The organism is Sphingomonas sp. URJC2 (assembly GCF_059803575.1).
The window spans coordinates 61156-86601 of record NZ_JAPFGX010000006.1 but is presented as its reverse complement, the minus strand read 5'-3'; the positions used below and the strand labels follow the sequence as shown (position 1 = coordinate 86601).

The 25446-nt window shown below is 68.7% G+C and carries 22 protein-coding genes and 1 tRNA gene; 8 read left to right on the top strand and 15 right to left on the bottom strand.

The genetic code is table 11. From position 1 onward, the window contains the following. Nucleotides 1-26 precede the first annotated feature (26 nt). The 8 genes from OPU66_RS04590 to OPU66_RS04555 form a co-directional block, all read right to left on the bottom strand. Complete coding sequence (locus OPU66_RS04590) at nucleotides 27-2411, bottom strand: TonB-dependent receptor (RefSeq protein ID WP_498552421.1); 2385 nt, start codon at nucleotides 2409-2411, stop codon at nucleotides 27-29. A gap of 128 nt (nucleotides 2412-2539) precedes the next feature. Then, nucleotides 2540-3340, bottom strand: a complete 801-nt coding sequence (locus OPU66_RS04585; protein WP_498552420.1) for a TrmH family RNA methyltransferase — start codon at nucleotides 3338-3340, stop codon at nucleotides 2540-2542. A 9-nt stretch (nucleotides 3341-3349) separates the two neighbouring features. Further along, on the bottom strand, nucleotides 3350-3622 hold the full coding sequence (locus OPU66_RS04580; RefSeq protein WP_498552419.1) for an HPr family phosphocarrier protein: 273 nt from the start codon (nucleotides 3620-3622) through the stop codon (nucleotides 3350-3352). Further along, a complete protein-coding gene (locus OPU66_RS04575) occupies nucleotides 3619-4023 on the bottom strand; it encodes a PTS sugar transporter subunit IIA (RefSeq protein WP_160592975.1) in 405 nt (134 codons plus the stop codon). Before OPU66_RS04575 ends, OPU66_RS04580 begins: the two co-directional genes overlap by 4 nt. A gap of 34 nt (nucleotides 4024-4057) precedes the next feature. Further along, nucleotides 4058-4981: an RNase adapter RapZ gene (rapZ, locus tag OPU66_RS04570; protein ID WP_498552418.1), complete on the bottom strand. Its 924-nt coding sequence runs from the start codon at nucleotides 4979-4981 to the stop codon at nucleotides 4058-4060. Next, nucleotides 4978-5424 (bottom strand): HPr kinase/phosphorylase, encoded by a 447-nt coding sequence (locus OPU66_RS04565; protein WP_498552417.1) that lies wholly within the window; start codon nucleotides 5422-5424, stop codon nucleotides 4978-4980. The genes rapZ and OPU66_RS04565 overlap by 4 nt, the downstream gene beginning before the upstream one ends. Then, complete coding sequence (locus tag OPU66_RS04560; RefSeq protein WP_498552416.1) at nucleotides 5421-7085, bottom strand: sensor histidine kinase; 1665 nt, start codon at nucleotides 7083-7085, stop codon at nucleotides 5421-5423. The genes OPU66_RS04565 and OPU66_RS04560 overlap by 4 nt, the downstream gene beginning before the upstream one ends. Continuing rightward, nucleotides 7054-7758, bottom strand: a complete 705-nt coding sequence (locus tag OPU66_RS04555; protein ID WP_498552415.1) for a response regulator — start codon at nucleotides 7756-7758, stop codon at nucleotides 7054-7056. The genes OPU66_RS04560 and OPU66_RS04555 overlap by 32 nt, the downstream gene beginning before the upstream one ends. Before the next feature lie 173 nt (nucleotides 7759-7931). Between OPU66_RS04555 and guaB the strand changes: the two genes are divergently transcribed. The 7 genes from guaB (at nucleotide 7932) to OPU66_RS04520 (ending at nucleotide 16155) form a co-directional block, all read left to right on the top strand. Beyond that, complete coding sequence (gene guaB, locus OPU66_RS04550; protein WP_498552414.1) at nucleotides 7932-9389, top strand: IMP dehydrogenase; 1458 nt, start codon at nucleotides 7932-7934, stop codon at nucleotides 9387-9389. Between the two features lie 6 nt (nucleotides 9390-9395). After that, a complete protein-coding gene (locus OPU66_RS04545) occupies nucleotides 9396-10574 on the top strand; it encodes an RsmB/NOP family class I SAM-dependent RNA methyltransferase (RefSeq protein WP_498552413.1) in 1179 nt (392 codons plus the stop codon). 32 nt (nucleotides 10575-10606) lie between these two features. Next, the gene (locus OPU66_RS04540; protein WP_498552412.1) at nucleotides 10607-11134 is read left to right on the top strand and encodes a tetratricopeptide repeat protein; all 528 of its coding nucleotides are present in this window, start codon (nucleotides 10607-10609) and stop codon (nucleotides 11132-11134) included. Nucleotides 11135-11252: 118 nt separating this feature from the next. Then, complete coding sequence (locus OPU66_RS04535) at nucleotides 11253-13703, top strand: hybrid sensor histidine kinase/response regulator (protein ID WP_498552411.1); 2451 nt, start codon at nucleotides 11253-11255, stop codon at nucleotides 13701-13703. A 45-nt stretch (nucleotides 13704-13748) separates the two neighbouring features. Next, on the top strand, nucleotides 13749-14144 hold the full coding sequence (locus OPU66_RS04530; RefSeq protein ID WP_498552410.1) for a response regulator: 396 nt from the start codon (nucleotides 13749-13751) through the stop codon (nucleotides 14142-14144). A gap of 66 nt (nucleotides 14145-14210) precedes the next feature. Next, a complete protein-coding gene (recA, locus tag OPU66_RS04525) occupies nucleotides 14211-15293 on the top strand; it encodes a recombinase RecA (protein ID WP_498552409.1) in 1083 nt (360 codons plus the stop codon). A 235-nt stretch (nucleotides 15294-15528) separates the two neighbouring features. After that, nucleotides 15529-16155: a glutathione S-transferase family protein gene (locus OPU66_RS04520; RefSeq protein WP_498552408.1), complete on the top strand. Its 627-nt coding sequence runs from the start codon at nucleotides 15529-15531 to the stop codon at nucleotides 16153-16155. 58 nt (nucleotides 16156-16213) lie between these two features. Here OPU66_RS04520 and OPU66_RS04515 read toward each other — a convergent pair whose 3' ends face one another. The 4 genes from OPU66_RS04515 to OPU66_RS04500 all read right to left on the bottom strand — a co-directional run bounded on the left by OPU66_RS04515 (nucleotide 16214) and on the right by OPU66_RS04500 (nucleotide 21059). Next, nucleotides 16214-17530, bottom strand: coding sequence for a dicarboxylate/amino acid:cation symporter (locus tag OPU66_RS04515; protein ID WP_498552407.1), 1317 nt, complete (start codon nucleotides 17528-17530; stop codon nucleotides 16214-16216). Nucleotides 17531-17623: 93 nt separating this feature from the next. Next, entirely contained in the window at nucleotides 17624-19216 is a 1593-nt protein-coding gene (locus OPU66_RS04510; RefSeq protein ID WP_498552406.1) for an amidase, read from the bottom strand. 153 nt (nucleotides 19217-19369) lie between these two features. After that, the gene (locus OPU66_RS04505; RefSeq protein ID WP_498552405.1) at nucleotides 19370-19615 is read right to left on the bottom strand and encodes a hypothetical protein; all 246 of its coding nucleotides are present in this window, start codon (nucleotides 19613-19615) and stop codon (nucleotides 19370-19372) included. A gap of 67 nt (nucleotides 19616-19682) precedes the next feature. Then, a complete protein-coding gene (locus OPU66_RS04500) occupies nucleotides 19683-21059 on the bottom strand; it encodes a M20/M25/M40 family metallo-hydrolase (protein WP_498552404.1) in 1377 nt (458 codons plus the stop codon). Between the two features lie 150 nt (nucleotides 21060-21209). Here OPU66_RS04500 and ettA point away from each other — a divergent pair, with 150 nt between their 5' ends. Then, nucleotides 21210-22889 carry an energy-dependent translational throttle protein EttA gene (gene ettA, locus OPU66_RS04495; protein ID WP_498552403.1) on the top strand — a complete coding sequence of 560 codons (1680 nt, stop codon included), beginning with the start codon at nucleotides 21210-21212 and terminating at the stop codon, nucleotides 22887-22889. A gap of 203 nt (nucleotides 22890-23092) precedes the next feature. Here the strand turns inward: ettA and OPU66_RS04490 are convergent. The 3 genes from OPU66_RS04490 to moaA form a co-directional block, all read right to left on the bottom strand. Then, nucleotides 23093-23167: transfer RNA gene (locus OPU66_RS04490), tRNA-Asn, on the bottom strand. 79 nt (nucleotides 23168-23246) lie between these two features. Beyond that, on the bottom strand, nucleotides 23247-24017 hold the full coding sequence (locus tag OPU66_RS04485; protein ID WP_498552402.1) for an NAD kinase: 771 nt from the start codon (nucleotides 24015-24017) through the stop codon (nucleotides 23247-23249). Further along, a complete protein-coding gene (moaA, locus tag OPU66_RS04480; RefSeq protein WP_498552401.1) occupies nucleotides 24014-25036 on the bottom strand; it encodes a GTP 3',8-cyclase MoaA in 1023 nt (340 codons plus the stop codon). Before moaA ends, OPU66_RS04485 begins: the two co-directional genes overlap by 4 nt. Nucleotides 25037-25446: the final 410 nt, after the last annotated feature.

Sequence of the window (25446 nt, the reverse complement as noted above, 5' to 3'; positions counted from 1 at the left end):
GGCCGCTGTCCAGCCCGGCCGCCGGTTCAGAAGCGGCTCGACAGGGTCAGGCCATAGGTGCGCGGATCGCCCGGCTGGCCGACCACCAGCCCGGTATTGCCCGGCTGGGTCGCCAGCAATTCGAAATAGTCGGTGTCGAACGCGTTCCTGACCCAGATGAACAGATTCCACTGCGCGTCGTCGGTGCGGAAGCCGGCGCGCAGATTGGTGAGCGCATAGCCGGCGACATCGGTGAGCACCGAGCGCGAGGGGTTGGACGAAAACCGCGACCGGGCATTGCCGTCCAGGCCCAGATAGGCCTCGCCGCCGCGGCCGAACAGCCGGGCCGGCAGCTGGTATTCGCCGCCATAGGATGCGGCCCAGCGCGACACGCCGGGCAGCCACTGGCCCGAAACGTCGCAATTGGCCGGGCTCGGCCCGCCCGGCGTGCCGGCAGGCGCGGCGGGATTGGCGGCGGTGGCGGCACTGCCGCCGGCCAGTTCGGGCGGGCAGGGGGCGTCGGTGAAGCGGACATAGCGCGCATCGGTGAACGCGAGATTGGCATAAAGGCTGAGCCGCGCCGTCGGGCGGGCGGACAGATCGGCCTCGACCCCGCGCACCCGCACCTTGGCCGCATTGGCCAGATAGCCGCGCAGCACACCCAGATGGCCGTTGGTGACGGTTGCCTGATAATCGCGGATCCCGGTCTGGAACGCGGCGAGGTTGAGCGTCAGCCTCTGGCCGAAAAACTGGCTTTTCAGGCCGATCTCGACATGGTCGACCTGTTCGGGCTTGACCGTCGCCGCCGACTGGATCGGGGCATTCGCGGCATCGAGCGGGAGGCCCGACAGGTTGATGCCGCCCGATTTGAAGCTGCGCGCATAGGTGGCGTAGCCCAGAATGTCGCGCGCCAGATCGAGGCTGACGGTCAGATCGCCCGACAGGTTCCAGTCGGAAAACCGCGCCCGGTAGCTTTGCGGGGCGAGGACCGAGCGCTGATCGGCATTCAGCACCGTCGATCCGCTGCCCGTCGTCACCGCGGCGAAATAGGATCCGGTCTTGCGGTCATGGTTGAGCCTGAGGCCCGGCTGGATGCGCAGGCCGTCCGCCACCCGCCAGGTCAGCTGGCCGAAGGCGGCGGCGCTGGTGTTGGAAAAATCAATGTCGTTGCGCGACGTCAGCCCGGCGAGCACCGCCGGGTTGGCGGCATTGGCGCTGGCCGGGTTGAGCAGCCAGCGCGAGGCGGCGCTGCCCTGCACCTGCAGGCCGTCGGTATGGATGGTCTGGTGAAAGCCGAACAGCCCGATCACATAATCGATGCGGTTGTCGCCGGTCGATGCATAGCGGATTTCCTGCGTCCATTGCCGCTGGCGCGACGGATTGGCCGAGACGGTGGTGATCGGCAGGCCGGTAAAGTCGCGGTCGTTCGACGGTCCCCAGTTCCAGTAACGCCATGCCGTCACCGAGGTCAGCTCGCCCGGCCCGACATCCCAGGTCGCGCGCAGCGACAGCCCGCCCAGTTCCTGAAAGGCGCGCAGCGGCGTATCGAGATCGGTCAGCCGGTCGAACGGATCGGTGCTGGGCGGGCGATAGCCAAAGGCGGCGGCCAGCGCGTCATATTGGCGGTTGAGCGGCCGCTGGGTGCGGCCGACCCGCGCATAGATCTGGGCGCAGCAATCGGGATCCTGGCGGCTGTAGTCGCCGGTCAGATTGATCTCCAGCGTCTCGCTCGCCTTCAGCCGGAACTGGGCGCGCAGGCCGAGATTGTCGAGCTCGTTCACATATTGCCGGGTGCGGACGTTGAAGATGGTGCCGCGCCGGCTGGTCGACGACACGGCCAGGCTGGCGGCCAGCCGGTCGGCGATCAGCGGCCCGGAGATTGCGGCGCGGGCCTGGACGAAGCCGAGATTGCCGACCGTGATGTCGCCGCGCCCTTCCAGGGTGAAGGACGGCGCGCGGGTGGTGATGGCGATCGCCCCGGCGGTCGTGTTCTTGCCATAGAGCGTTCCCTGCGGCCCGCGCAGCACCTCGATCCGCTCGACATCGACGAAATCGAACGTCGCCGCCGCGATGCGGCTGAAATAGACCTGATCGACATAGATGCCGACGCCCTGTTCGATGCCGTCATTGGTGAGGCCGAACGGCGCGCCCAGCCCGCGGATATTGGCGGCCGAGTTGCGCGGGTTGGTCGAGAAGAACTGGAAGCTGGGCAGCAGCTGTTGCAGCCGGCCGATATTGGTGTTGCCGGTCTGGTCGAGCGTCGCTGAATCGAGCACCGACAGGGCAAGCGGCACATCCTGCACCCCCTCGGCGCGGCGGCGGGCGGTGACGACGACGACATCGCCCTGGCTCTGTTCATCGGTCTCGGCGGGCGCGGGCAGGGGAGCGGCGGAGGCAAGCAGCAGCGCTGCCGGAAAGGCTTGATAAGGCATGAGAAATATCCCCGATTGGTGCAGGGATTATTCTCAACTCAAAAGATAGACTAAACAGCCATATTCTTCATATCTACCAAGCCCAGCTTGTGGCGTGCGCTGTCAGACGCCATCGCCGCGCGCGGTGATCAGGCCCGGCGCTGCTGGTTCAGCACCTCATAGGCCATCACCGCGGTCGCCACGGCGGCGTTCAGGCTGTCGGCCTTGCCGCGCATCGGCATTTTGACGCGCAGATCGCAGGCGTCCTCATAAGCGGCGGGCAGGCCCTGCGCCTCGTTGCCGACGAGGATGAAGGTCGGCGCCGGATAGTGCGCCGCCTGATAATCGGTGTCGGTGCGCAGGCTGAGCGCGGCGAGCGTCCCCGGCCCGGCGCGCAGCCAGGCGATGAACTGCTCCCACCGCGCCATGCTGATCGTCTGGGTGAACAACGCCCCCATCGACGCGCGCACCGCCTCCACCGAAAACGGATCGACACAGTCATCGATCAGGATCAGCCCGCCCGCGCCCACCGCATCGCCGGTGCGCAGGATGGTGCCCAGATTGCCGGGATCGCGCAGCGCCTGCGCGACGATCCAGATCGGTGCCGCCGTCCGGTCGAGCGCCGCAAGCGGGGTCAGCCGGTCGCGATAGACGCCGATCAGCGTCTGCGGATTGTCCTTGCCCGACAGCTTGGACAGGATGTCCGCGCTGGTCTCGATCACGTCGCCGCCCGCCGCCTCGGTCGCGGCCATGAGCGCGCGGGCGAGCGGATGGGATGCGCCCTCGGGGGCGAAGAACAGCATTTCGGGCAGCACGCCCATGTCGCGCGCCTCGGTCAGGATGCGCAGCCCTTCGGCGAGGAACAGCCCTTCGCGGCGGCGATGCTTCTTGTCGCGCAGCGATTTGACCCGCTTGACCAGCGGATTGGAAAAGCCGGTGATCTGGCGCACGTCGACCGCTCAGTCCTCGCCGAATTTGCCCTCGACCAGCGCGACCAGCTGGGCAAGGGCGGCCTCGGCCTCGTCGCCGGCGGCGCTGATCGTCACCTGATCGCCCATCGCGGCCCCGAGCATCATTAGCCCCATGATCGACGTGCCGGTGACGGCCGCGCCATCCTTGGCAACTTCGATCCGGGCGGTGAGCGCGCTCGCCATGGTCACGAATTTGGCGCTGGCGCGGGCGTGCAGGCCGCGCCGGTTGGTGATGGTGACGGTGCGCGAAACGCTCGTCACGCCGCCTCGCCCAGCACTTCGGAGGCAACCGAGATATATTTGCGCCCCGCCTCGCGCGCGGCGGCGACGGCATCCTTCACGCCCATGGTGCGGCGCGCGCCTTCCAGCCGGATCAGCATCGGCAGGTTGATGCCGGCAATCACCTCGACCCGGCCGGGCACCATCAGCGAAATCGCGAGGTTGGACGGCGTGCCGCCGAACAGATCGGTGAGAACGATCACGCCGCGCCCGGCATCGACCGCCTTGATCGCCTTGGCAATGTCGGCGCGGCGCAGCTCCATATCGTCATCGGGGCCGATGCAAATCGCCTCCACCGCGCCCTGCGGGCCGACGACATGCTCCATCGCCACGACGAATTCCGCCGCCAGCCGTCCATGGGTCACCAGCACCAGTCCGATCATCTCAGTCTTTCACGTCCTACAGGCCGGCTGCCGATCAGGCCGGTGCCGGCGGTCCTTCAAGCGCATCCTGGGGGGGTGTCGCAAGATCCCGGTGCGATACCGTGAGACAAAATCCCTGATCGCGCAACCGCCGCGCCATGTCTTCGGCGACATGGACCGAGCGGTGCCGCCCGCCGGTGCAGCCAAAGGCGATCGCCAGATATGCCTTGCCGCTGGCGATATGGCGCGGAACCATCGTCAGCAGCAGCGATTCGATCTGGGCGAGCGCCACGTCATGCGCCGGATCGGCGGCGACATAATCGGCCACCGGCCGGTCCAGCCCGGTCAGCGGTTTCAGCGCCCGGTCCCAGTGCGGGTTGCGCAGAAAGCGCATGTCGAACACCAGATCGGCGTCGCGCGGCAGCCCGCGCGCAAAGCCGAACGACATCACCGAAATCACCGTGCGCGCACCGCCCGCCGGGGCGAAGCGGCGGCGAATCTGGTCCTGCAGATCGGCACGGCTGAGCGCGGTGGTGTCGATCAGCTGATCGGCGGCGGCGCGCAGCGGCTGGAGCAGTTCGGTCTCGCGCGCGATGCCGTCGCGCGCCGGCCGGTCGGGGGCGAGCGGATGCCGCCGCCGCGTCTCGTCATAGCGTCGCGCCAGTTCATCGGTGCCGCAATCGAGGAACAGCGTCTCGACCTCGAACGGGGCCTCGGCGCGCAGCCGCGCCGCGCGTGTCGCCATGCGCGCGGCGTCGAACCCGCGGGTGCGGGTGTCGATGCCGATGGCGAGCGGCCGGTGCTCGTCCATCACCGCATCGGACGGGGCCATGGTCAGCAGCCGGTCAATGAGCGGCAGCGGCATATTGTCGACCACCTCCCAGCCCGCATCTTCGAGCGTGTCGAGCGCGGTCGACCGGCCCGCGCCCGACAGGCCGGTGACGAGCAGCAGCCGCGCCGGATTGATCCGGCCGCTCATGCGCCGTCTCCGGCCGGCATGTCGGCCAGCGCCAGCTCGACCTTGATCGGTGCGCTCGCCTCGAACGGGGCGAGGTTGACGACCGGCAGGTCGATCCCGGCCACAGTCCGCCAGACCGGGGCAAGGGGCATCCGCACGGGCGGGGTGGCAAGGTCGATCAGCAGGACAACAGGCATATCAGTGATATAGGCGATCCGGCGGATGCCGAGGCCGCGCACCTCGATCATTCCGGCAATCTGCGGCGGCGGGGCGGCGAACAGCCGGTCCCCGCGCCGGTCAACGAGCACCTGATCGTCGCTGACCAGCACCGCCCCCCGGTCGATCAGCCGCAGTGCCAGATCGGATTTGCCGCTGCCCGACGGGCCGGTGAGCAGCACCGCGCGGCCGCCCAGCGCGACGCAGCTGGCGTGGATATGGGGCAGGGCGGGCGCGGCCGCGGTCATGCCGGCGTGCCTGCGGGGTCGCCCTTGGCGGCGGCTGCGGGGAGGCGGATGACGAACGCCGCCCCGGCCGGCCGCTCGTCGCGCGTTTCGACCTCGATGCGGCCAAGATGGCCGTCGACGATCGCCTTGGCGATGGCAAGGCCCAGCCCGGAATGCTCCCCGAATCGCTCGCCCGCCGGGCGCACGCTGTGAAAGCGGCGGAAGATGTCGTCGCGCAGCTCGGCCGGCACGCCCGGGCCCTGATCCTCGACGCGCACGATCACCTCTTCGCCGATGCGGGTCGCGACCACCTCGACCAGCCCGTGATCGGGGGAAAAGGACACTGCATTGTCGATCAGATTGTCGAGCACGCGGACCAGCCGGTTTTCCTCGCCCATCACGCACGCCACGCCCTTGCGCGGCCGGGCAAAGGCCAGCTGCACCCCGCGCGGATTGGCCCCCCGGCGTTCGCGCGTGGCGAGCATCGCCTCGATCACCGGCCCCAGATCGATCGGCTCGAACCGCGCCCGCGACAGTTCGGCATCGAGCCGCGAGGCCTCGGCAATGTCGGTGATCAGCCGGTCGAGCCGGCGGACATCGTCCTCAATGATGGCGAGCAGCTGCTGGCGCTGCCCTTCATCCTGCACCCGTTCGAGCGCGTCGACGGCCGAGCGCAGCGAGGCGAGGGGGTTTTTCAGCTCATGCGTCACATCGGCGGCAAAGGCGTCGGTCGCGTCGATGCGCTGGCGGAGCGCCTGGCTCATGTCGGAAATCGCGCGGGCGAGCGCGCCGATCTCGTCGCCCCGGTCGGGCAGCCGCGGCACCACCACTTCGCGCGCGCGCCCCAGCCGCACCCGGATCGCCGCCCCCGCCAGCCGCCGCAGCGGGCGCACGATGGTGCGCGCGAGGAACAGCGACAGCAGCACCGACATCAGCCCCGCGCCCAGCAGCACGAAGCCCAGCCGCAGCCGTTCGGCACGCACGATGCGGGTGATGTCGCGGGCATTGCTGGTCAGCAGCAGCCAGCCGGTGCCGACCCGCGTTGCCGCCGAGATCATCGGCGTCCGGTCGGGCGCGTAGCGGACGCGGGTGGTCGCCGGGTCGCAGCGCGCGCAAAGTTCATGATCGGCGCGGTCGACCCGCGCGCCGCCGCCGGCGGCAAGGGCGGCGATTTCCGGCCAGGCCCGGGCGCGGTCGATGGCCGGCTCGGCAAAGCGTTCGATCATTGGCGCGCCGACGATGCGTTCGGCCGCGCGGTCGAGGAAGCGCGCGACATGGCGACGCCATGGCTCCTCGCGCGGGTCGCGCAGCCGATAGGTCGGCGGGCTGAGCTGCCAGCTGTCCTGCACCAGCCGGCCGTCGCCGGCATAGATGCGGATGCGCGCGCCGGTCAGCGACGCATGATCGGCCAGGATCGCGCGGTCGCCGGCCTCGGGGCTGGCGGCAAGCGCGATTGCAATCGCCTGCGCATCGCGCGCCGCCTGATCGAGCCGCTGGTCGATCAGCCGTGTGCGATAGCTGTCGAGATAGAAGAACGCGCCCGCCAGCATCGCCAGCGCGAACACATTGACGGCCAGGATCCGCGTCGTCAGCGACACCCGGCCCGACCAGCGCAGCGCCAGATCGCCCGCCTCGCGCCCGCCGCGCGGCTCAGCCCTCGGCAAAGCGATAGCCCGCGCCATAGAGCGTCTCGATCCCGTCAAACTGGTCGTCGACCTGGCGGAATTTGCGGCGCAGGCGCTTGATATGGCTGTCGATCGTCCGGTCGTCGACATAGACGTCGTCCTGATAGGCGGCGTCCATCAGCTGGTTGCGCGACTTGACCACGCCGGGGCGCTGGGCGAGCGATTCGAGGATCAGGAACTCGGTCACGGTCAGCGTGACGTCGCGGCCCTTCCAGGTCACGCGGTGGCGCGCCGGGTCCATCTCCAGCGCGCCGCGCACCAAAGGCTCTGCCGCCGGCTCGTCGCTGTCCGCCTGCGGCCGGCTCAGCTCCACCCGGCGCAGGATCGCACGGATGCGGGCGATCAGCAGCCGCTGCGAGAACGGCTTGGCGATATAATCGTCCGCACCCATGGCAAGGCCCAGCGCCTCGTCCAGCTCATCGGTCTTCGACGTCAGGAAGATCACCGGCAGCGCCGATTTCTCGCGCAGCCGCCTGAGCATCTCCAGCCCGTCCATGCGCGGCATCTTGATGTCGCACACCGCAAGGTCGGGCGGGCTGTCGAGCAGCGCCTTGAGCGCGGTCTCGCCGTCCGGATAGAGCCGGGTCACAAACCCTTCGGACTGGAGCGCGATCGACAGCGAGGTCAGGATGTTGCGGTCGTCGTCAACGAGCGCGATGGTGGCGGCCATGGTTCCTCCGCCCCCTGACTAGCGAATGCGGCGGGCGACAACAATCCGCCGCGAAAGATGGCTTTGGCCGCCGTCGCGCCGTTCCTCTGGCGCTTGTCCCTTTGAGTGGTTACATGGCGCGCCACGCTGATCGCAGCCCCCAGATTCACCCGCAGGAAGGATACGCGCTGGCCATGGACATCGAACTCGGTCTCACTTTCGACGACGTTCTGCTGCGGCCGGGCGAATCCGATGTGCTGCCGAGCCAGGCCGACACCCGCACACAGCTGACGCGCGACATCGCGCTCAACATCCCGATCCTGTCATCGGCGATGGATACGGTGACCGAGGCCGATATGGCGATCGTCATGGCGCAGCTGGGCGGCATCGGCGTGCTGCACCGCAACCTGTCGGTCGAGGAACAGGCCGCCGCCGTCCGTCAGGTGAAACGGTTTGAATCGGGCATGGTCGTCAATCCGATTACCATCGCCCCCGATGCAACGCTTGCCGATGCGCAGGCGATGATGACCGAACGGCGCATTTCGGGCATTCCCGTGGTCGAGCCGTCGGGCCGGCTGGTCGGCATCCTGACGAACCGCGACGTGCGCTTCGCCGAAAATCCGCGCCAGCCGGTGTCCGAACTGATGACCCGCGACAATCTGGCGACGGTCAAGGCCGATGTCAGCCAGGACGAGGCGCGGCGCATCCTGCACCAGCGGCGGATCGAAAAGCTGCTGGTCGTTGACGACGCCTATCGCTGCGTCGGGCTGATCACCGTCAAGGACATTGAAAAGGCGGTGCTCCACCCCAACGCCACCAAGGATGCGGCCGGGCGGCTGCGCGTGGCGGCGGCGACGACCGTTGGCGACAAGGGCTATGAGCGCACCGAGGCGCTGCTCGATGCCGAATGCGACCTGATCGTGATCGACACCGCCCATGGCCATTCGCGCATGGTCGCCGCCGCGGTCGAGCGGGTGCGCAAGATTTCCAACCGGGTGCAGATCGTGGCCGGCAATGTCGCCACCGCCGAGGCGACGCGCGCGCTGATCGATGCCGGGGCGGACGGGGTGAAGGTCGGCATCGGTCCGGGGTCGATCTGCACGACCCGCGTTGTCGCCGGCGTCGGCGTGCCGCAGCTGACCGCGATCATGGATGCCGCGCGCGAGGCGGCGAAATCGGGCGTGCCGGTGATCGCCGATGGCGGGCTGCGCACCTCTGGCGATATCGCCAAGGCGCTGGCGGCGGGGGCATCGTCCGTAATGGTCGGATCGCTGCTCGCCGGGACCGAGGAAGCGCCGGGAGAGACGTTCCTCTATCAGGGCCGCGCCTATAAGAGCTATCGCGGCATGGGCTCGGTCGGCGCGATGGCGCGCGGCTCGGCCGACCGCTATTTCCAGCAGGATATCAAGGATCAGCTGAAGCTGGTGCCCGAAGGCATTGAGGGCCAGGTGCCCTATAAGGGCCCGGCCAAGGACGTGATCCACCAACTGGTCGGCGGGGTGAAGGCAGCGATGGGCTATACCGGCGCGCGCACCATGGCCGAGTTGCAGCAGCGCGCGCGCTTCGTGCGCATCACCAATGCGGGGCTGCGCGAAAGCCATGTCCATGACGTGACGATCACGCGTGAGGCCCCCAATTACCCGACCCGGTAACCGCCAATGACCCCGGCCGCGCGTGTCGAGGCGGCGATCCAGCTGCTCGATCTGATCATCGCCGCCGCGCGCGATCAGGGTCCGGCGGCGGACACGATCATCGCCGGCTGGCTGAAGGCGCGGCGCTATGCCGGGTCGCAGGATCGGCGGGCGATCCGCGATCTGGTCTATGACGCGGTGCGGCTGTGCGGCGAACGGCCCGCCAGCGGCCGCGCGGCGATGCTTGCCCTCGCGGCGGTGCGGCCGGGCCTTGCCGATCTGTTCGACGGTTCGCAGCACGGCCCCGCGCCGGTTGCGGCCGGGGAGGCGGTGGCCGCGCCCGGCCTTGCCCCGGACTGGCTGACGCCGCTGCTGGCCCATGTCGATATCGCCGCCTTGCTCGGCCGCGCGCCGCTCGACCTCCGCGTCAACCGGCTCAAGACCGACCGGGCGGCGGCGATGCAGGCGCTGGGCGCGGGCGAGCCGACGCCGTTTTCGCCCGACGGGCTGCGGCTCGATCCGCCGATCGCGGTCGAGGCGCAGCCGGCATTCCGCGACGGCTGGATCGAGGTGCAGGACGAGGGCAGCCAGCTGATCGCCCGCGCCTGTTCCGCGCAGCCGGGCCAGACGGTGATCGATCTGTGCGCCGGGGCGGGGGGTAAGACGCTCGCTTTGGCCGCCGATATGGGCGGGCCGGCGGCGGGGCGGCTGATCGCCTGCGACACCGACCGGGCACGGCTTGGCCGGCTTGCGCCGCGTGCCGCGCGCGCCGGGGCCGGCGGGATCGAAACCCGGCTGCTCGGTGGCGGGCGCGAGGCCGAGGCGCTTGGCGATCTGGCGGGGCAGGCCGATCTGGTGCTGATCGATGCGCCCTGTTCGGGCGTCGGCACCTGGCGGCGCAACCCCGAGGCGCGCTGGCGGCTGACGCCCGAGCGGCTGGCGCGGCTGACCGCGATTCAGGGCCGGCTGCTCGATCTGGGCGCGACGTTGGTGCGGCCGGGCGGGGCCATCGTCTATGCGGTGTGTTCGGTGCTTGATGCCGAGGGCGCGGACCAGCTGGCGGCGTTTGGCGCGCGCCGGCCGGACTTTGCCGTTAAGCGCCCCTTCACGCTGGCGGGGGAAGATCGTGGCGGTGGCGTGCTGCTCTCACCGGGGCGGGACCGCACCGACGGGTTTTTCGTCGCGAGGCTGGAACGGGCGTGCTAGAGAAATCGGCCCGACCGATTTGGGAGAAGATCATGCGTTACGCGCCCTTTGCCATTGTCGCCGCTCTCGGCCTCGCCGCGGTTTCGACCATGGTGCAGGGGCAGAAACCGGATACCGAGATCGATCCCCGGTCGCAGCAATTGCTCACTGAAGCGCGCGCAAAGCTGGACAAGGGCGAGCTGTCGCCGGCGATCGACGCGCTGGAGACGGCGCTGGCGGTCGATCCGCGCAATCGCGGCGCGTTCGTCGCGCTGGGCGATGCGGCGCGGGCGCAGGGCCTGCCGGGCAAGGCGGTGCGCTTCTACCGCGAGGCGCTGGAGCTGGAGCCGGATGATGTCGCCGCGCTTGCCGGCCAGGGCGATGCGCTGGTGCAGAAGGGCGCGGTGACCAAGGCGCGCGAGAATCTGGCGCGGATCAAGCGGCTGTGCGCCGATCCCTGCCCGCAGGCGGTGACGCTGGCAGCGGTGATCGACAAGGGGCCGCCGCCCGCCATCCAGTCGGCCGAGGCCAGCCCGAAGCTGCCCGGCGCGGTCGAGGATGCCAAGCCGCAGCCGCAATGATCGCGGCCGTTGGCGATGCGCCGCGCCCCGAGCGCTTCGTCGCCTAAGTCCGGTGCCGTGCGGCTCACCCCCGTGCGGACCGGCCCGCAACCGGCCCGCAGCAAGGCTTTGACCTGACATGAACGCCATTTCCCCGACCCCGCTGATCGCCGACACGCTGCCCGGCGCGGCGCCGCGCCCGGTGCGGGCGGCGGGCGGCCGGGCGCTGGCGCTGATCCTGCTTGGCGCGCTGGCATCGGCCGGGGTGATTCTGTGGGCCGTGGGCAGCGTGGCGCTGGCGGCGGGCTTTGGCGCCGGGACGCTGGCGCTGGCCGGCATCGCGCTGGCGCTGCGCCCGGCGGTGCCCGAGCCGGTCGCGGTGGCCACCGGGCGCGGCGGCGATCCGGCGCTGATGAACGCGGTGATCGAGAGCGACACCATCGCCGTCGCGGTGACCGACCGGCATGGCGCGCTCGTCTGTGCCAACGACCTGTTCGGCAGCTGGTTCGACGGCTATCGCGCGCCGCCGGGGCTGGGCGTCGGCGATATCGGCGTGGCGCGGCTGACGGCGGCGGGGCGCGATGCCTGGCGCGACGGGCGCGGCCGGGTCGAGCGGCTGAACCGCGAGGCGATGCAGCTGACCGTCGATGTCGTGCGCGCCGGGATTGGCGAGGACCATCTGGTCTGGCGCTTCCGGCCGGTCGCCAGCTTCGATCTGGTCAAGGAGGCGCGCCGCCTGCTGGCCGGCGATGCCGGCGAACGGCTGGGCGAGGCCGGGATCATGGCCGCGCTGGTTGGCGGCGACGGGCGGATCGGCGGCGGCAACCGCGCCTTTGCGCTGCGCGCCGCCGGCCGGCCCGATGCGGCGATCGAGGGGCGCGATTTCGTCACCTTGCTGTCGGCCGACAAGAACGGCCTGATCCGGTTCGAGCGCGAGGGTGCGACCGGCGGGCCGCTGCGGCTGTTGCAGGTGCCGTTTGATCCCAATGATCCGGCCGGGGCGACGCTGGTTTTCCTGCTCGACGACGATGCGACGCCAAGGCTGGGCGAGGGCAGTGCGTCCAGCCATCTCGAAACCCTGCTCGGCATGTTGCCGCTCGGCTTCGCGCTGGCCGACCGGGACGGGCATTTCCTGTTCATGAACGAGGCCTTTGCCCGCGCCGCCGGGGTGGACGGACAGGCCCCGCCGGTGTTCCCGAGCGACCTTGTGGTGCGCGAGGACAAGGGCGTGGTGGCCGACACCGTCCGCCGCTTCGCCTCCGGCCCGCCTATGTCGGGCGACATTGCGGTGCGGCTGCGCGCGCGGCCCGATGATCCGGTTGCGCTGTCGATTGCCGGGGCGCGCGGCCTTGGCGATGCGACGGTGCTGCTGTCGCTCAAGGACAATGCCGAGGAATCGCGGCTGAAGCGCCAGGTCGCGCAGGCGACCAAGATGCAGGCGGTGGGCCAGCTGGCGGGCGGCGTCGCGCATGATTTCAACAACATCCTGACCGCGATCATCGGGCATTGCGATCTGATGCTGATGCGCCACACGCCCGGCGACAGCGATTATGACGATATCCAGCAGATCCGCGCCAACTCCAACCGCGCCGCCAGCCTGACGCGCCAGCTGCTCGCCTTTTCGCGCCAGCAGACGCTGCGCCCGCAGGTGTTGCAGCTGCCCGATGTCGTGTCGGAAGTGTTCAACCTGCTCAAGCGGCTGCTGGGCGAGACGATCACCCTGACCGTCAAGCATGGCCGCAATCTGGGATCGGTGCGCGCCGACCCCGGCCAGCTCGAACAGGTGATCGTCAACCTCGCCGTCAATGCGCGCGATGCCATGCCCGGCGGCGGCACGCTGACGCTGCAAACCTATGCGGTGTCGAACGCCGAGGTGCGGCGGATGAACAGCGACATCCTGCCGGTCGGCGATTACACGGCGCTGCGCGTCACCGACACCGGCACCGGCATTCCCGCCGATGTGCTGCCCAAGATTTTCGAGCCGTTCTTCACCACCAAGGAAGTCGGCAAGGGGACGGGGCTGGGGCTGTCGACCGTTTACGGGATCGTCAAGCAGTCGGGCGGGTTCATCTTTGCCGAATCCGAACTGGATCAGGGCACGAGCTTCGTGCTCTATCTGCCCGTCCACAAGGCCGATGCGCAGGCAAGCGCCGCCCCGGCCATGCCCAAGGAGCGCCCGTCCGAACTGTGGGGCAGCGGCACGATCCTGCTGGTCGAGGACGAGGCGATGGTCCGCGCGGTCGCCGAACGGGCGCTGACCCGCCATGGTTATAAGGTCGTCACCGCAACCAATGGCGAGGAGGCGCTGGAACAGCTCGAAGCGCATGAGGCGTTCGACCTGCTGATTTCCGACGTCGTCATGCCGACGATGGATGGCCCGACGCTGGTCCGCCATGCGCGCGAGCAATATCCCGATCTGCCGATCCTGTTCATGTCGGGCTATGCCGAGGAACAGCTGCGCAAATCGATTGACATTGCCCGTGTCGCCTTTCTGCCCAAGCCGTTTTCGGTGCAGCAGCTGGCCGAGGCGGCGCGCGCCGCGCTCGCTCCCAAACAGGGGGCGGACGGCGGGCCGCCGCCCGCCGCGTGATCGCAGCACTTTGGCCGGCCCGGACAATCGGCTAGACTCGGGCCGATGACCATGACCGCCCCCCTGCCATGCCCGGCGATCCTGATCGTCGAGGATGAGGCGCTGATCAGCCTGATGGTCGAGGATTTTCTCGATGAGCTTGGCTGTCGGCCCGCCGGGGTCGCGGCCGGGCTGGACGAGGCGCTGGCGGCGGTCGGGCAGGGCGGGTTCGATGCCGTGCTGCTCGACGTCAATCTTGAAGGCGGGGTGCCCAGCTGGCCAGTGGCCGACCTGCTGGCGGCGCGCGGCATCCCGTTTGCGTTCATGTCGGGCGGGCTGGACCTCGCGCTGCCTGCCGCGCATCAGGGTCGCCCGCTGCTTGCCAAGCCGTTCACGCTGGCAGCGCTGGCCGATATTCTGGCCATGCTGGAGCCAGCACCATCGTTCCCTACTTGTTCCTAAAGAACAAATGGCATACATAAGCCGCGTTGAACGCCGGTCGCGTTCGCTTTACGGAGGCTTTTCACCATGACGGCACAGCTCAAGGTGGTCGGGTCGGATAAGCAGGCAGGAACGATGGACAGGCAGAAAGCACTCGAAGCGGCACTCGCGCAGATCGACCGCGCGTTCGGCAAGGGCTCGGCGATGAAGCTGGGCAGCCGCGAGGCGATGCAGATCGAGGCGATCTCGACCGGATCTCTCGGGCTCGACATCGCGCTCGGCATTGGCGGCCTGCCGCGCGGCCGGATCGTCGAGATTTACGGTCCCGAATCCTCGGGCAAGACGACGCTTGCGCTGCACGCGATCGCCGAGGCGCAGAAAAATGGCGGCACCGCCGCCTTTGTCGACGCCGAACATGCGCTCGACCCCGTTTACGCCAAGAAGCTGGGCGTCGACATTGACGAGCTGATCGTCTCGCAGCCCGATACCGGCGAACAGGCGCTCGAGATTGCCGACACGCTGGTGCGGTCGAACGCCATCGACGTGCTGGTGGTCGATTCGGTCGCGGCCCTGGTGCCGCGCGCGGAAATCGAGGGCGAGATGGGCGACAGCCATGTCGGCCTGCAGGCCCGGCTGATGAGCCAGGCACTGCGCAAGCTGACCGGTTCGATCAGCCGTTCGCGCTGTCTGGTGATCTTCATCAATCAGGTGCGCATGAAGATCGGCGTGATGTACGGCAATCCGGAGACGACGACCGGCGGCAATGCGCTCAAATTCTACGCCTCGGTGCGTCTCGACATCCGCCGCACCGGCCAGATCAAGGACCGCGACGAGATTGTCGGCAACACCACGCGGGTGAAGGTGGTCAAGAACAAGGTCGCGCCGCCATTCAAGCAGGTCGAGTTCGACATCATGTATGGCGAAGGCATTTCGAAGGTCGGCGAGATTCTCGATTTGGGCGTCAAGGCCGGGCTGGTCGAGAAATCGGGCGCATGGTTCAGCTATGATTCGATCCGCATCGGGCAGGGGCGCGAAAACGCCAAACAATATCTGCGCGACCATGCCGATGTGATGGGCCGGCTGGAAAAGGCCATTCGCGGCAAGACCGAGGATGTGGCCGAGGCGCTGATGGTCGGTCCGTCCGCCGAGGATGATCTGGACGACATGTAATTCGTTTGGCGGCGGGGGCGATGGCTCCCGCCGCCGGTATGTCGGTGCCGGCACGCGGCGATGGCGGGGCGCGCGGTGCCGTGTCCGGCGCGGTGGCTGAAGCCCACGCCGTGCGGGAACTGCGCCAGGCCGTTGATCTCGGGCGTCTTCCGGGACGTGCGCCAGTCGACCCGGCCTGGAAATCCTCTATGCTCGCCATCGGGGGCGACGCGCCCCGGCATGGGAGACGCGGCGCATGACAATCATCGTCCATCATTTGGAAAACAGCCGCTCGCAGCGTGTGCTGTGGATGCTCGAAGAGCTTGATCTGACTTATGAGGTCAGGCGCTATGCGCGCAATCCGCGCACGATGCTGGCCCCGCCCGAACTCAAGCGCGTGCATCCGCTCGGCAAGTCGCCGGTGATCGAGGATGGCGGCCATGTGATCGCCGAAACCGGCGGGATCATCGAATATCTGCTGGAAAAGGGCGATGGCCAGCTCGCGCCGCCCGCGCACCGCGAAGCGGTGCTGCGCCACCGTTTCTTCCTCCATTATGCCGAAGGCTCGCTGATGCCGCCGCTGCTGGTCATGCTGGTGATCGGCAAGATGGGCCTGCTCGGCCGGCCGGCACGGCCGCGCATTCAGGCGATGATCGACACCCATCTCGATTATCTGGAAGGCGAGCTGGCCGGGCAAGATTGGCTGGTCGGCGACGGGCTGACCGCCGCCGACATCATGATGAGCTTCCCGGTCGAGGCGGCGCGGATGCGCGGTGGCCTCGATGCGCGGCGGCCCAATCTGATGGGCTGGCTGGCCCGCATCCATGCCCGGCCAGCCTATCGGCGGGCGCTGGAGCGGGGCGGCCCCTATGCCTTTGCCTGATCGGGTCCGCTGACCGGGCCAGTCCGCCCGCGCGGCGGATGGCCCCGGCGGCCGGGGGTCAATCCCCGGCCTTGGGATCCCAGCTTTCGGGCGGCAGCGGCCCGGCGCGATTGCTCGGCGCGCGCGGGGCTTCGATCTCGGCCGGATCGACCGGGTCGAGCGTGCCTTCCCAGCGGGCGACGACCGCGCTTGCCACGGCATTGCCGACCACGTTGGTCGCCGACCGGCCCATGTCGAGGAAATGATCGACGGCGAGGATCAGCAGCAGCCCGGCTTCCGGAATGTCGAAAAAGGACAGGGTGGCCGCGATGACGACCAGGCTGGCGCGCGGCACGCCCGCCACCCCCTTTGACGTCACCATCAGCACCAGCAGCATCGTGATCTGCTGGCTGAGCGACAGGTCGATGCCATAGGCTTGGGCGATGAACATGGTCGCAAAGGTCATGTACATCATCGAGCCGTCGAGATTGAACGAATAGCCGAGCGGCAGCACGAAGCTGGCGATGCGCGGCGGCACGCCGAACCGGTCAAGCGCCTCGAGCGTGCGCGGATAGGCGGCCTCGGACGAGGCGGTCGAGAAGGCGAGCAGGATCGGTTCGCGGATGTAGCGGATGAGCAGGCCCGCGCGCCGCCCGATGACGAGGAACGCCGCCGCGCCCAGCACCAGCCACAGCACCAGCAGCCCCAGATAAAAGCTGCCCATGAAATAGGCGAGATCGCCCAGCACCTGCGGCCCGCGTTCGGCAAGCGTGCCGGCCACCGCTGCGAACACCGCGACGGGGGCGACCCGCATCACATAATTGGTCACCTGCAGCATCACCTGCACAAGCGCTTCCAGCCCGCGCACCAGCGGTGCGGCCTTCTCGCCCACCGCCGTGATGGCGACGCCCAGGAACAGCGAGAACACCACGATCTGCAGGATCTCGTTGGCGGCCATCGCCTCGACCATCGAGGCGGGGACGAGATGGGTGACGAAATCCTTGAGGTTGAAGCCCGCCTTGGCGACCCCGGCATCGGCCGACACCGGCGGCAGCGGGAAATCCAGCCCGACCCCCGGCTGGAACAGGTTGACCAGCACCAGCCCGAGGCTGAGCGAGACCAGACTTGCGGTCAGGAACCAGCCGACCGCGCGCACGCCGACGCGGCCAAGCGCGGCGGTGTCGCCCATATGCGCGATGCCGACGACGAGGGTCGAGAAGACGAGCGGCGCGATGATCATCTTGATCAGGCGCAGGAACAGCCCGGTGACGATGGAGAAATAGCCGGCAATCTCGGTCAGCCGCGCCTGATCACCCACCGAGGCGTTGAGCACCCAGCCGACAAGGATGCCGAGCAGCAGCCCGGCGAGGATGTAATAGGTCAGGCGTTTCGCCACAGGTCACTCCAGAATCAGCCGGGCCACGCAAAGGCGATCCGGCCCGCCCGGTCAAGCCGCGCATGGCCGGGCGGGGTCAGCCGAGGCGTGCGATCATTGCACCGCAGCCGGCCGGGGATCGACCGAGGGCAGCAGCCGCGCCGGCGCGCGCGGCCCGGCGGCGACTTCGAACGCATGGCCAAGGCCGATCAGCAGCGCCTCCGACCAGGCGGGGCCGATGAACGACAGGCCGACGGGCAGCCCGCGCACCATGCCCATCGGCACGGTCAGATGCGGATAGCCTGCAACCGCGGCCAGCCCGCCCGGCCCGCCACCGCCAATCTGGTCGCCATTGACGGTGTCGATCATGAACGCCGGGCCCATGGTCGGCGCGATCAGGGCCACGACCTTGTTGTCAGCGAGCATCCGGTCGATGCCCTCCGCGCCCGCCATCCGCCGCGCCTTGGCACGGGCTTTCTGATATTCGGGGTCGTCCAGCCCCTTGGTCGCTTCGGCCTGGATGAAGATGTCCTGCCCGAACAGCGGCATCTCCCGGTCGGCCTCGGCGGTGTTGAACGCGATCAGATCGGCAAGGCTGCGGGTTTTGACGGTGTCGGGCGTGGCGGCGAGATAGGCGTTCAGCCCGGCTTTGAACTCGGTCAGCAGCACCTGATATTCGGCCGCGCCGATTTCGCCACGGCCCTTGAACTCGGCAATGTCGACCAGCACCGCACCGGCGGCGCGCAGCGATGCCAGCGCCTGTTCGAACACGATGTCGGTTGCGGGCGAATAGCCGGCGGCAAAGCGCAGCACCCCGATCCGCTTGCCCGCCAGCGCGCGCGGATCGAGTGCGGCGACATAATCGGCGCGCCGGGCATCGGCCTCGGCGGTTGCCGGGTCGGCGGGGTCGCTGCCCGCAATCGCGGTCAGCAGCCGTGCGGCATCGGCCACGCTCGCCGCCATCGGGCCGGCAGTGTCCTGCGATGCGCTGATCGGGATGATGCCGGTGCGCGACACCAGCCCGACCGTCGGCTTCAGCCCGACAATGCCGTTGAGTGCCGCCGGGCAGGTGATCGACCCGTCGGTTTCGGTGCCGATTGCCATGCGCACCATGCCCGCCGCCACCGCCGCACCGCTGCCCGAGCTGGAGCCGCAGGAATTGCGGTCAAGCGCATGCGGATTGCGCGTCTGCCCGCCGACCGCGCTCCACCCCGAAATCGAATGGGAGGAGCGGAAGTTCGCCCATTCGCTGAGATTGGTCTTGCCGATCACCTGCGCGCCCGCCGCCTTCAGCCGCGTGACGAGCGCCGCGTCGCGCGCGGGCAGGTTGGAGGCCAGCGCCAGGCTGCCTGCCGTGTTGGGTAGGCCGGCAAGGTCGATATTGTCCTTGATCAGCACCGGTTCGCCGAACAGCTGCCCGCGCGCCATGCGCTGCCGGTCGGCGCTGCGCGCGCGGGCGACGGCATCGGGGACGGTGGCGATCACCGCACGCACCGCATCGTTGCGGCGGGCGATCCGATCGAGCGCGGCGCGGACATTGGCCTCGGCAGAGGCAGAGGCAGAGGCGTTGGCGGGGCGGGCGGCCCCATTTTGCACCGGCTGGGCCGATGCCGGCACTGCGATGGCTGCGATCAGCGCCATGCCGGCCGTGGTCGCCAGCCATGCCCTGACCGTCCGGCCTCCTGCCGGGTGTCGCTGTCCGCCCATCGTCATCGCCTCCCTTTTGGCGGCAGCATGGCGCGGACGATCAGCGGCGTCGAGTCCCGCAGCGGGCCGGATTGGCGCGATGCCGCGACACACAAAAAAGGCGGCGATCCGAGGATCACCGCCCTTTCGTTTTTCAGCCGAGGCTGACGAAGCTTACTTGGCTTCGACAGCGTTGCCGGCCGCGTCCGCCGCGTTGTCAACGGCCGCAGCGGCGTTGTCCAGCGTGTTGGCGGCGGCGTCGACGGCGTTGTCGGTGGCGACTTCGACGTTCTCGGTGAGGTTCTCAACGGCCGCTTCGACGTTCTCGGCAGCGTTTTCGACGTTCTCCGACTGCTGCTGACCGCAGGCGGCCAGGGTCATCAGGCCGGCAGCGGCGAGAACAAAGGTCAGCTTCTTCATTCCAATATGCTCCCCAAAAGGAAAATCCGCGCTCGGCCTGCGCCGTCGCGAGCGGCCCTCTTAGCGCCTAGCGCGTTCCAGTCAAACTGTTTTGGTTGAGAAGCGGCTCGGGCGCGGAGGCGGCTTCGGCCAGCATCGCCGTCCATGCTGCGACATTCTGGCGCAGCTGCACGCGGTCGATCTTGTCGAGCGTGTCGTCGGGCGTGTGGTGCAGGTCGAAATAGCGGCTGCCGTCCTGATTGAGGTCGACCGTGCTGACGCCAGCGCGCGACAGCGGGCCAAGATCGGCGCCGGCCCCGGCCGGGCCGCGCCCGCGTGTCACGCCCAGCGGTGCCAGCAGCGCCGCCAGCCGATCGGCAAAAGGTGCTGCCGCTTCGGGCAGCTTGGTCTGCACGCGCCACACCCGGTCGGCCCCGAAATCCGATTCGGCAACCAGCGCATGCGGTTCGGCGCGGTGGGCGCGGGCATAGGCCTGGCCGCCCAGCCCGCCGATTTCCTCGGCCCCGAACAGGATCACGCGGATCGTGCGGCGCGGGCGGCCGGCATCCATCACCCGCTTGGCCGCCGCCGTCGTGATCGCAACCCCGGCGGCATTGTCGATCGCGCCGGTGCCCAGATCCCAGCTGTCGAGGTGCCCGCCAATCGCGATGATGCCCGCGTCGGGATCGGTGCCGGGCACTTCGGCGATGACATTGCCCGATTGCTGCGGCCCGGTATGGCGCGGGGTCAGCACCAGCCTGATCCGCACCGGGCTGTTGCTGCCCGAGCCGGCGCGCCGCATCAGCCGTTCAATCTGGTCGGCATCGGGGTTGGACAAGGCCGCCGCCGGGATCGGCGCGACGCCGGGCTCGAACACCGTGCTGCCGGTATGGGGCATGCGGTGGCTGTCGGTGCCGATCGAACGGATCAGGATTGCCGCCGCGCCTTTTTTGGCGGCGATGTTCGGCCCCGCCCGGCGGACGCCGCCGACATAGCCATAGCTCGAGCCGTCCTGCGTCGCGCGCATCGCATGGCCGATATAGACGATCCGCCCGGCAACCGAGGCCGGCGGCGCGGCTTCGAGCGCGGCGAGCGATGGCAACATCACCACCTCCGCCTCAAGCCCCGTGGCCGGCGTCGCGCCGCTGTTGCCCAGCGCGGTCAGCGCCAGTTTCTGGGGGGCGGGGCCGGTGATTTCGCCGCGTTCCTCGCCGCGTTCCCAGCCGGGGATTTCGAACGTTTCGATGCGCACATTCTGGAAACCGAGCGCCTTCAGTCGCGCGACCATCCAGGTCCGCGCCGCCGCCTCGCGCATGCTGCCCGCCGGGCGCGGCCCGATTTCGGTCGTCAGCCCTTCAAGGATCGACCATGCCAGCTCGTCCGTCAGCGCCGCCTCGCGCAGGTCGGCGGCGGGCGGGGCCGCAAGCGCGGGGAGGGGAAGCGCCGCGCCGAGCAGGAGCAGCATCGGGGCGAGCCGGCGGGCCGGGCTGGAATGTCGGTTTTTCATGCACCTGTGGGTATCGGCCGGGCTGCGGTTTGCCAAGCCATGCCGCCTCGGCTAGGGCGCGTGGCAAACCCCCAGACCTGAAGACCCTCAACTCCGGAGACATGGCCGATGGCCGTCCAATACAGCTTTGTCATGAAGGGGCTGACCAAAACCTTCCCCGGCCAGCCCAAGCCCGTGCTCAACAACATCCACCTGCAGTTCCTGCCGGGCACCAAGATCGCGATCATCGGTGTCAACGGCGCCGGCAAGTCCACGCTCATGAAGATCATGGCCGGCATGGACACCGAATATCAGGGCGAGGCCTGGGCCGCAGAGGGCATCCGCGTCGGTTATCTGCAGCAGGAACCGCAGCTTGATCCGAACAAGACGGTCAAGGAAAACGTCATGGACGGCGTCCGCCCGGTCGCCGATCTGGTCGACCGGTTCAACGAGATTTCGAACCTGATGGCCGATCCGCCCGAAGATGCGGATTTCGACGCGCTGATGGCCGAAATGGGCGAGCTGCAGGAAAAGATCGACGCGGTCGATGGCTGGACGCTCGACAACCAGCTTGAAATCGCGATGGACGCGCTGCGCTGCCCGCCGGGCGACTGGTCGGTCGAAAACCTGTCGGGCGGTGAGCGCCGTCGCGTCGCCTTGTGCCGGCTGCTGCTCGAAAAGCCCGAAATCCTGCTGCTCGACGAACCGACCAACCATCTCGACGCCGAAAGCGTCGCCTGGCTGGAACGGCATCTGATCGACTATCCGGGCAATGTCATCCTCGTCACCCATGACCGTTATTTCCTCGACAATGTCGTGGGCTGGGTGCTCGAAATCGACCGTGGCCGGGGCATTCCGTTCGAAGGCAATTACAGCCGCTGGCTCGAAGCCAAGGCCAAGCGCATGGAACAGGAAGAGCGCGACGAGGCCGGGCGGCAAAAGGCGATCAAGGAAGAGCTGGACTGGATCCGGCAGACGCCCAAGGCGCGTCAGGCCAAGTCCAAGGCGCGTATCCGCGCGTTCGACGAGCTGGTCGAGCGTCAGGAAGCGCGCGCGCCCGGCAAGGCGCAGATCGTCATCCAGACGCCCGAACGCCTTGGCGGCAAGGTGATCGAGGCGCGCGGCCTGACTAAATCCTATGGCGACAAGCTGCTGTTCGAGGATCTGAGCTTCACCCTGCCGCCGGGCGGCATCGTGGGCGTGATCGGCCCGAACGGGGCCGGCAAATCGACGCTGTTCCGCCTGATCACCGGGCAGGAAAAGCCCGATGCCGGCGAGATCGACATCGGCCCGACCGTCCAGCTCGGCTATGTCGACCAGAGCCGCGATGCGCTCGATCCCAACAAGAATGTCTGGGAAGAGGTGTCGGGCGGCCATGACCTGATGACCATCGGGAAGCATGAAATGTCGACCCGCGCCTATGTCGGGGCGTTCAACTTCAAAGGGCCGGACCAGCAGAAAAAGGTCGGCCAGCTGTCGGGCGGTGAGCGCAACCGCGTGCACATGGCCAAGATGCTGAAAAAGGGCGGCAATGTGCTGCTGCTCGACGAACCGACCAACGATCTCGACGTCGAGACGCTGCGCGCGCTCGAAGAGGCGATCGAAAGCTTTGCCGGCTGCGCGGTGGTGATCAGCCACGACCGCTTCTTCCTCGACCGGCTGGCGACGCACATCCTCGCGTTCGAGGGCGACAGCCATGTCGAATGGTTCGAGGGCAATTTCGAAGCCTATGAGGAAGACAAGCGCCGCCGCCTCGGCGACGAGGCCGACCGGCCGCACCGGATGAGCTACAAGAAGCTCACCCGCTGAGACGGGCGGACAGCGCGCAATCGATGAAGGGCGGCGGCACGCAGGTGTCGCCGCCCTTTTTCATGCGCGCGCGGATGAGTGGACGCGCGCGCGGGCGCAGCCGACATGCAATGCCGGGGGGTAACGGGACTGGCGAAGCGGGGAGGGATCGCCGACATCTCTCCCCAGCGGGGGAGAAAAATGCCGGCAGATCAAAGGCTCGCTGGCTCCCCGGGCCTGATTCGAACAGGCGGCCGTCCGATTAACAGTCGGATGCTCTACCGCTGAGCTACCGGGGAATGCCGTAGCGAGGCCGCGCCTATACCAAGGCTTTCGGGCTTTGCAACCCCCGCGCTGCAATGATTTGCACGCGGGCGCTCAGACGACGAACTGTTCCATCGCGATCCGCTCGTCGAGCGCATGTTCGGGGTCGAACATCAGGCTGAGCGTGAAGGCGCGGTCGATGGTGACATTGACCACGGCAACGTCGCGCACCTCGCGCTGGTCGGCCACGGCGGAGACAGGGCGCTTCACCGCATCGAGCACGCGGAACCTGACCGGCATCGATTCGGGCAGGATCGCCCCGCGCCAGCGCCGCGGGCGGAACGGGCTGATCGGGGTCAGCGCATTGAGCCCGCAGCCAAGCGGCAGGATCGGGCCGTTGGCGGACAGGTTATAGGCGGTGGAGCCGGCCGGGGTGGCGACCAGCACGCCGTCGCACACCAGCTCGTCGAGCACGACCCGCCCCTTGACCCTGACTTCCAGCTTCGCAGTCTGGCGCGTTTCGCGCAGCAGCGACACCTCGTTGATCGCCGGCAGCTCGACCCGCAGCCCGTCGATCGTCTCCGCCTCCATCTTGAGCGGCGAGACATCGAACCTTTTGGCGCGGGCCAGCCGCTCGTCGAGGCGTTCCACGCTCCAATTGTTCATCAGAAAGCCGACCGTGCCGCGATTCATCCCATAGACGGGCAGGATGCGCCGCCGCTCGAGCATCGCGTGCAGCGTTTGCAGCATGAAGCCGTCGCCGCCCAGCGCGACGACCATTTCGGCCTCGTCGAGCGGCACCCAGTCATAATGGGCGCGCAGCTCGCGCTCGGCCTCCTGCGCCACGTCGACCGGGGCAGCGAGCAGGGCGCGTTTCGTCATCATCCCCCCGTGACACTCATGTGCCGGGCGACGGCCGGGCGTTCGATGTCGAAATCATGCGCGCGCGGCTTGATCCGCATGGCGGTGTCGAGCGCGGCATCGATGCCCGCCGCGCCGCCCGCTTCCCAGGCGGCACGCAGATCGACGCTGTCGTCGCGCCCGAGGCAGAGATAGAGCCGGCCTTCCGCCGTCACCCGCACCCGGTTGCAGGTCGCGCAGAAATTGTCGGTGAGCGGCGAGATGAAGCCGATGCGGATGCCCAGCTGCGGCGCGTCGAAATAGCGCGACGGCCCGGCGGTGCGGTGGCGGCTGGGCACCAGATCGACCGTGCGCGCAATCTGCGCCCGCGCGTCGCCGGCGGCAAGGAAGCGCCCGCTGCGATCCTCTGCGACATCGCCCAGCGGCATCGTCTCGATGATCGACAGGTCATGACCGTGCGCGCCGCACCAGCGCGCCATGGCCGGAAATTCGTCGTCATTGATGCCGGCAAGCGCGACCATGTTGATCTTGACCTGCATGCCAGCCTCGCGCGCGGCGGCGATGCCGGCCAGCACGTCGGTAAAGGCATCGCGGCGGGCAATCGCCGCGAACCGGCCGGGATCGAGCGTGTCGAGGCTGACATTGACCCGGCGGATGCCGGCATCGGCCAGCCGTGCCGCAAGGCCCGCCAGCCGCGCGCCATTGGTGGTGAGCGTCAGCTCCTCCAGCCCCGCACCCAGCAGCCGGCCGAGCCGTGCCGCCAGATCGGGCAGGTCGCCGCGCACCAGCGGCTCGCCCCCGGTCAGGCGGATGCGCCGGATGCCGCGCCGGACCATGTGCGCGGCCATCGCCTCGATCATCTCGGGCGGCATCAGCCGGCTGCGCGGCATGAAGCGCATATCCTCGCCCATGCAGTAACGGCAGCGGAAATCGCAGCGGTCGGTGACCGACAGGCGGACATAGTCGATCCGCCGGCCAAAGCCGTCGACCAGCGCCGGATCATGCCGGTCGCTCAGCGCCCCCGGAGCCGCCGGGGCGTTCATAACGGGGACGTCGCCATCGCGCGCGCAACCTAGGCAGCGCATCGCGTTGCGGCAAGCCGTTGGGGGCTGGGCAGCGCATTGCGCTGCGGCAACCCATTGGCGCCCGAGCAGCGCATTGCGCTGCGGCAACCCATTGGCGCCCGAGCAGCGCATTGCGCTGCGGCAACCCATTGGCGAACGCGCACAACCTGTTACTATCCGCGCTCACGAAAGGGGGCGCGATGACAGGCTTGGGCGAAGCGGAGCTGCCGTCCGCCTCGGGAACGGCGCTGTTCCTGCTGTCCTTTCGCCACCGCGACGAACTGGCCGCCGCCGCCGATCGCGCGGGATGGCGGGCGATTGCGGCGCGCCGCGCGCTCGACGCCGAACGCCGTTTTCTCCAGTCGGGCGCGCAGATCGCCATTGTCGAT

What these genes read in the sequence shown, in the direction of transcription:
- OPU66_RS04505 (WP_498552405.1), bottom strand. Translation starts at nt 19,615, where the DNA reads ATGAAGAAGCTGACCTTTGTTCTCGCCGCTGCCGGCCTGATGACCCTG.
- OPU66_RS04555 (WP_498552415.1), bottom strand. Translation starts at nt 7,758, where the DNA reads ATGGCCGCCACCATCGCGCTCGTTGACGACGACCGCAACATCCTGACC.
- OPU66_RS04530 (WP_498552410.1), top strand. Translation starts at nt 13,749, where the DNA reads ATGACCATGACCGCCCCCCTGCCATGCCCGGCGATCCTGATCGTCGAG.
- OPU66_RS04565 (WP_498552417.1), bottom strand. Translation starts at nt 5,424, where the DNA reads ATGACCGCGGCCGCGCCCGCCCTGCCCCATATCCACGCCAGCTGCGTC.
- OPU66_RS04500 (WP_498552404.1), bottom strand. Translation starts at nt 21,059, where the DNA reads ATGCTGCTCCTGCTCGGCGCGGCGCTTCCCCTCCCCGCGCTTGCGGCC.
- OPU66_RS04545 (WP_498552413.1), top strand. Translation starts at nt 9,396, where the DNA reads ATGACCCCGGCCGCGCGTGTCGAGGCGGCGATCCAGCTGCTCGATCTG.
- OPU66_RS04575 (WP_160592975.1), bottom strand. Translation starts at nt 4,023, where the DNA reads ATGATCGGACTGGTGCTGGTGACCCATGGACGGCTGGCGGCGGAATTC.
- moaA (WP_498552401.1), bottom strand. Translation starts at nt 25,036, where the DNA reads ATGAACGCCCCGGCGGCTCCGGGGGCGCTGAGCGACCGGCATGATCCG.
- OPU66_RS04590 (WP_498552421.1), bottom strand. Translation starts at nt 2,411, where the DNA reads ATGCCTTATCAAGCCTTTCCGGCAGCGCTGCTGCTTGCCTCCGCCGCT.
- OPU66_RS04535 (WP_498552411.1), top strand. Translation starts at nt 11,253, where the DNA reads ATGAACGCCATTTCCCCGACCCCGCTGATCGCCGACACGCTGCCCGGC.
- OPU66_RS04510 (WP_498552406.1), bottom strand. Translation starts at nt 19,216, where the DNA reads ATGGGCGGACAGCGACACCCGGCAGGAGGCCGGACGGTCAGGGCATGG.
- ettA (WP_498552403.1), top strand. Translation starts at nt 21,210, where the DNA reads ATGGCCGTCCAATACAGCTTTGTCATGAAGGGGCTGACCAAAACCTTC.
- OPU66_RS04485 (WP_498552402.1), bottom strand. Translation starts at nt 24,017, where the DNA reads ATGATGACGAAACGCGCCCTGCTCGCTGCCCCGGTCGACGTGGCGCAG.
- recA (WP_498552409.1), top strand. Translation starts at nt 14,211, where the DNA reads ATGACGGCACAGCTCAAGGTGGTCGGGTCGGATAAGCAGGCAGGAACG.
- OPU66_RS04540 (WP_498552412.1), top strand. Translation starts at nt 10,607, where the DNA reads ATGCGTTACGCGCCCTTTGCCATTGTCGCCGCTCTCGGCCTCGCCGCG.
- OPU66_RS04520 (WP_498552408.1), top strand. Translation starts at nt 15,529, where the DNA reads ATGACAATCATCGTCCATCATTTGGAAAACAGCCGCTCGCAGCGTGTG.
- rapZ (WP_498552418.1), bottom strand. Translation starts at nt 4,981, where the DNA reads ATGAGCGGCCGGATCAATCCGGCGCGGCTGCTGCTCGTCACCGGCCTG.
- OPU66_RS04560 (WP_498552416.1), bottom strand. Translation starts at nt 7,085, where the DNA reads ATGGCGCGGGCTATCGCTTTGCCGAGGGCTGAGCCGCGCGGCGGGCGC.
- guaB (WP_498552414.1), top strand. Translation starts at nt 7,932, where the DNA reads ATGGACATCGAACTCGGTCTCACTTTCGACGACGTTCTGCTGCGGCCG.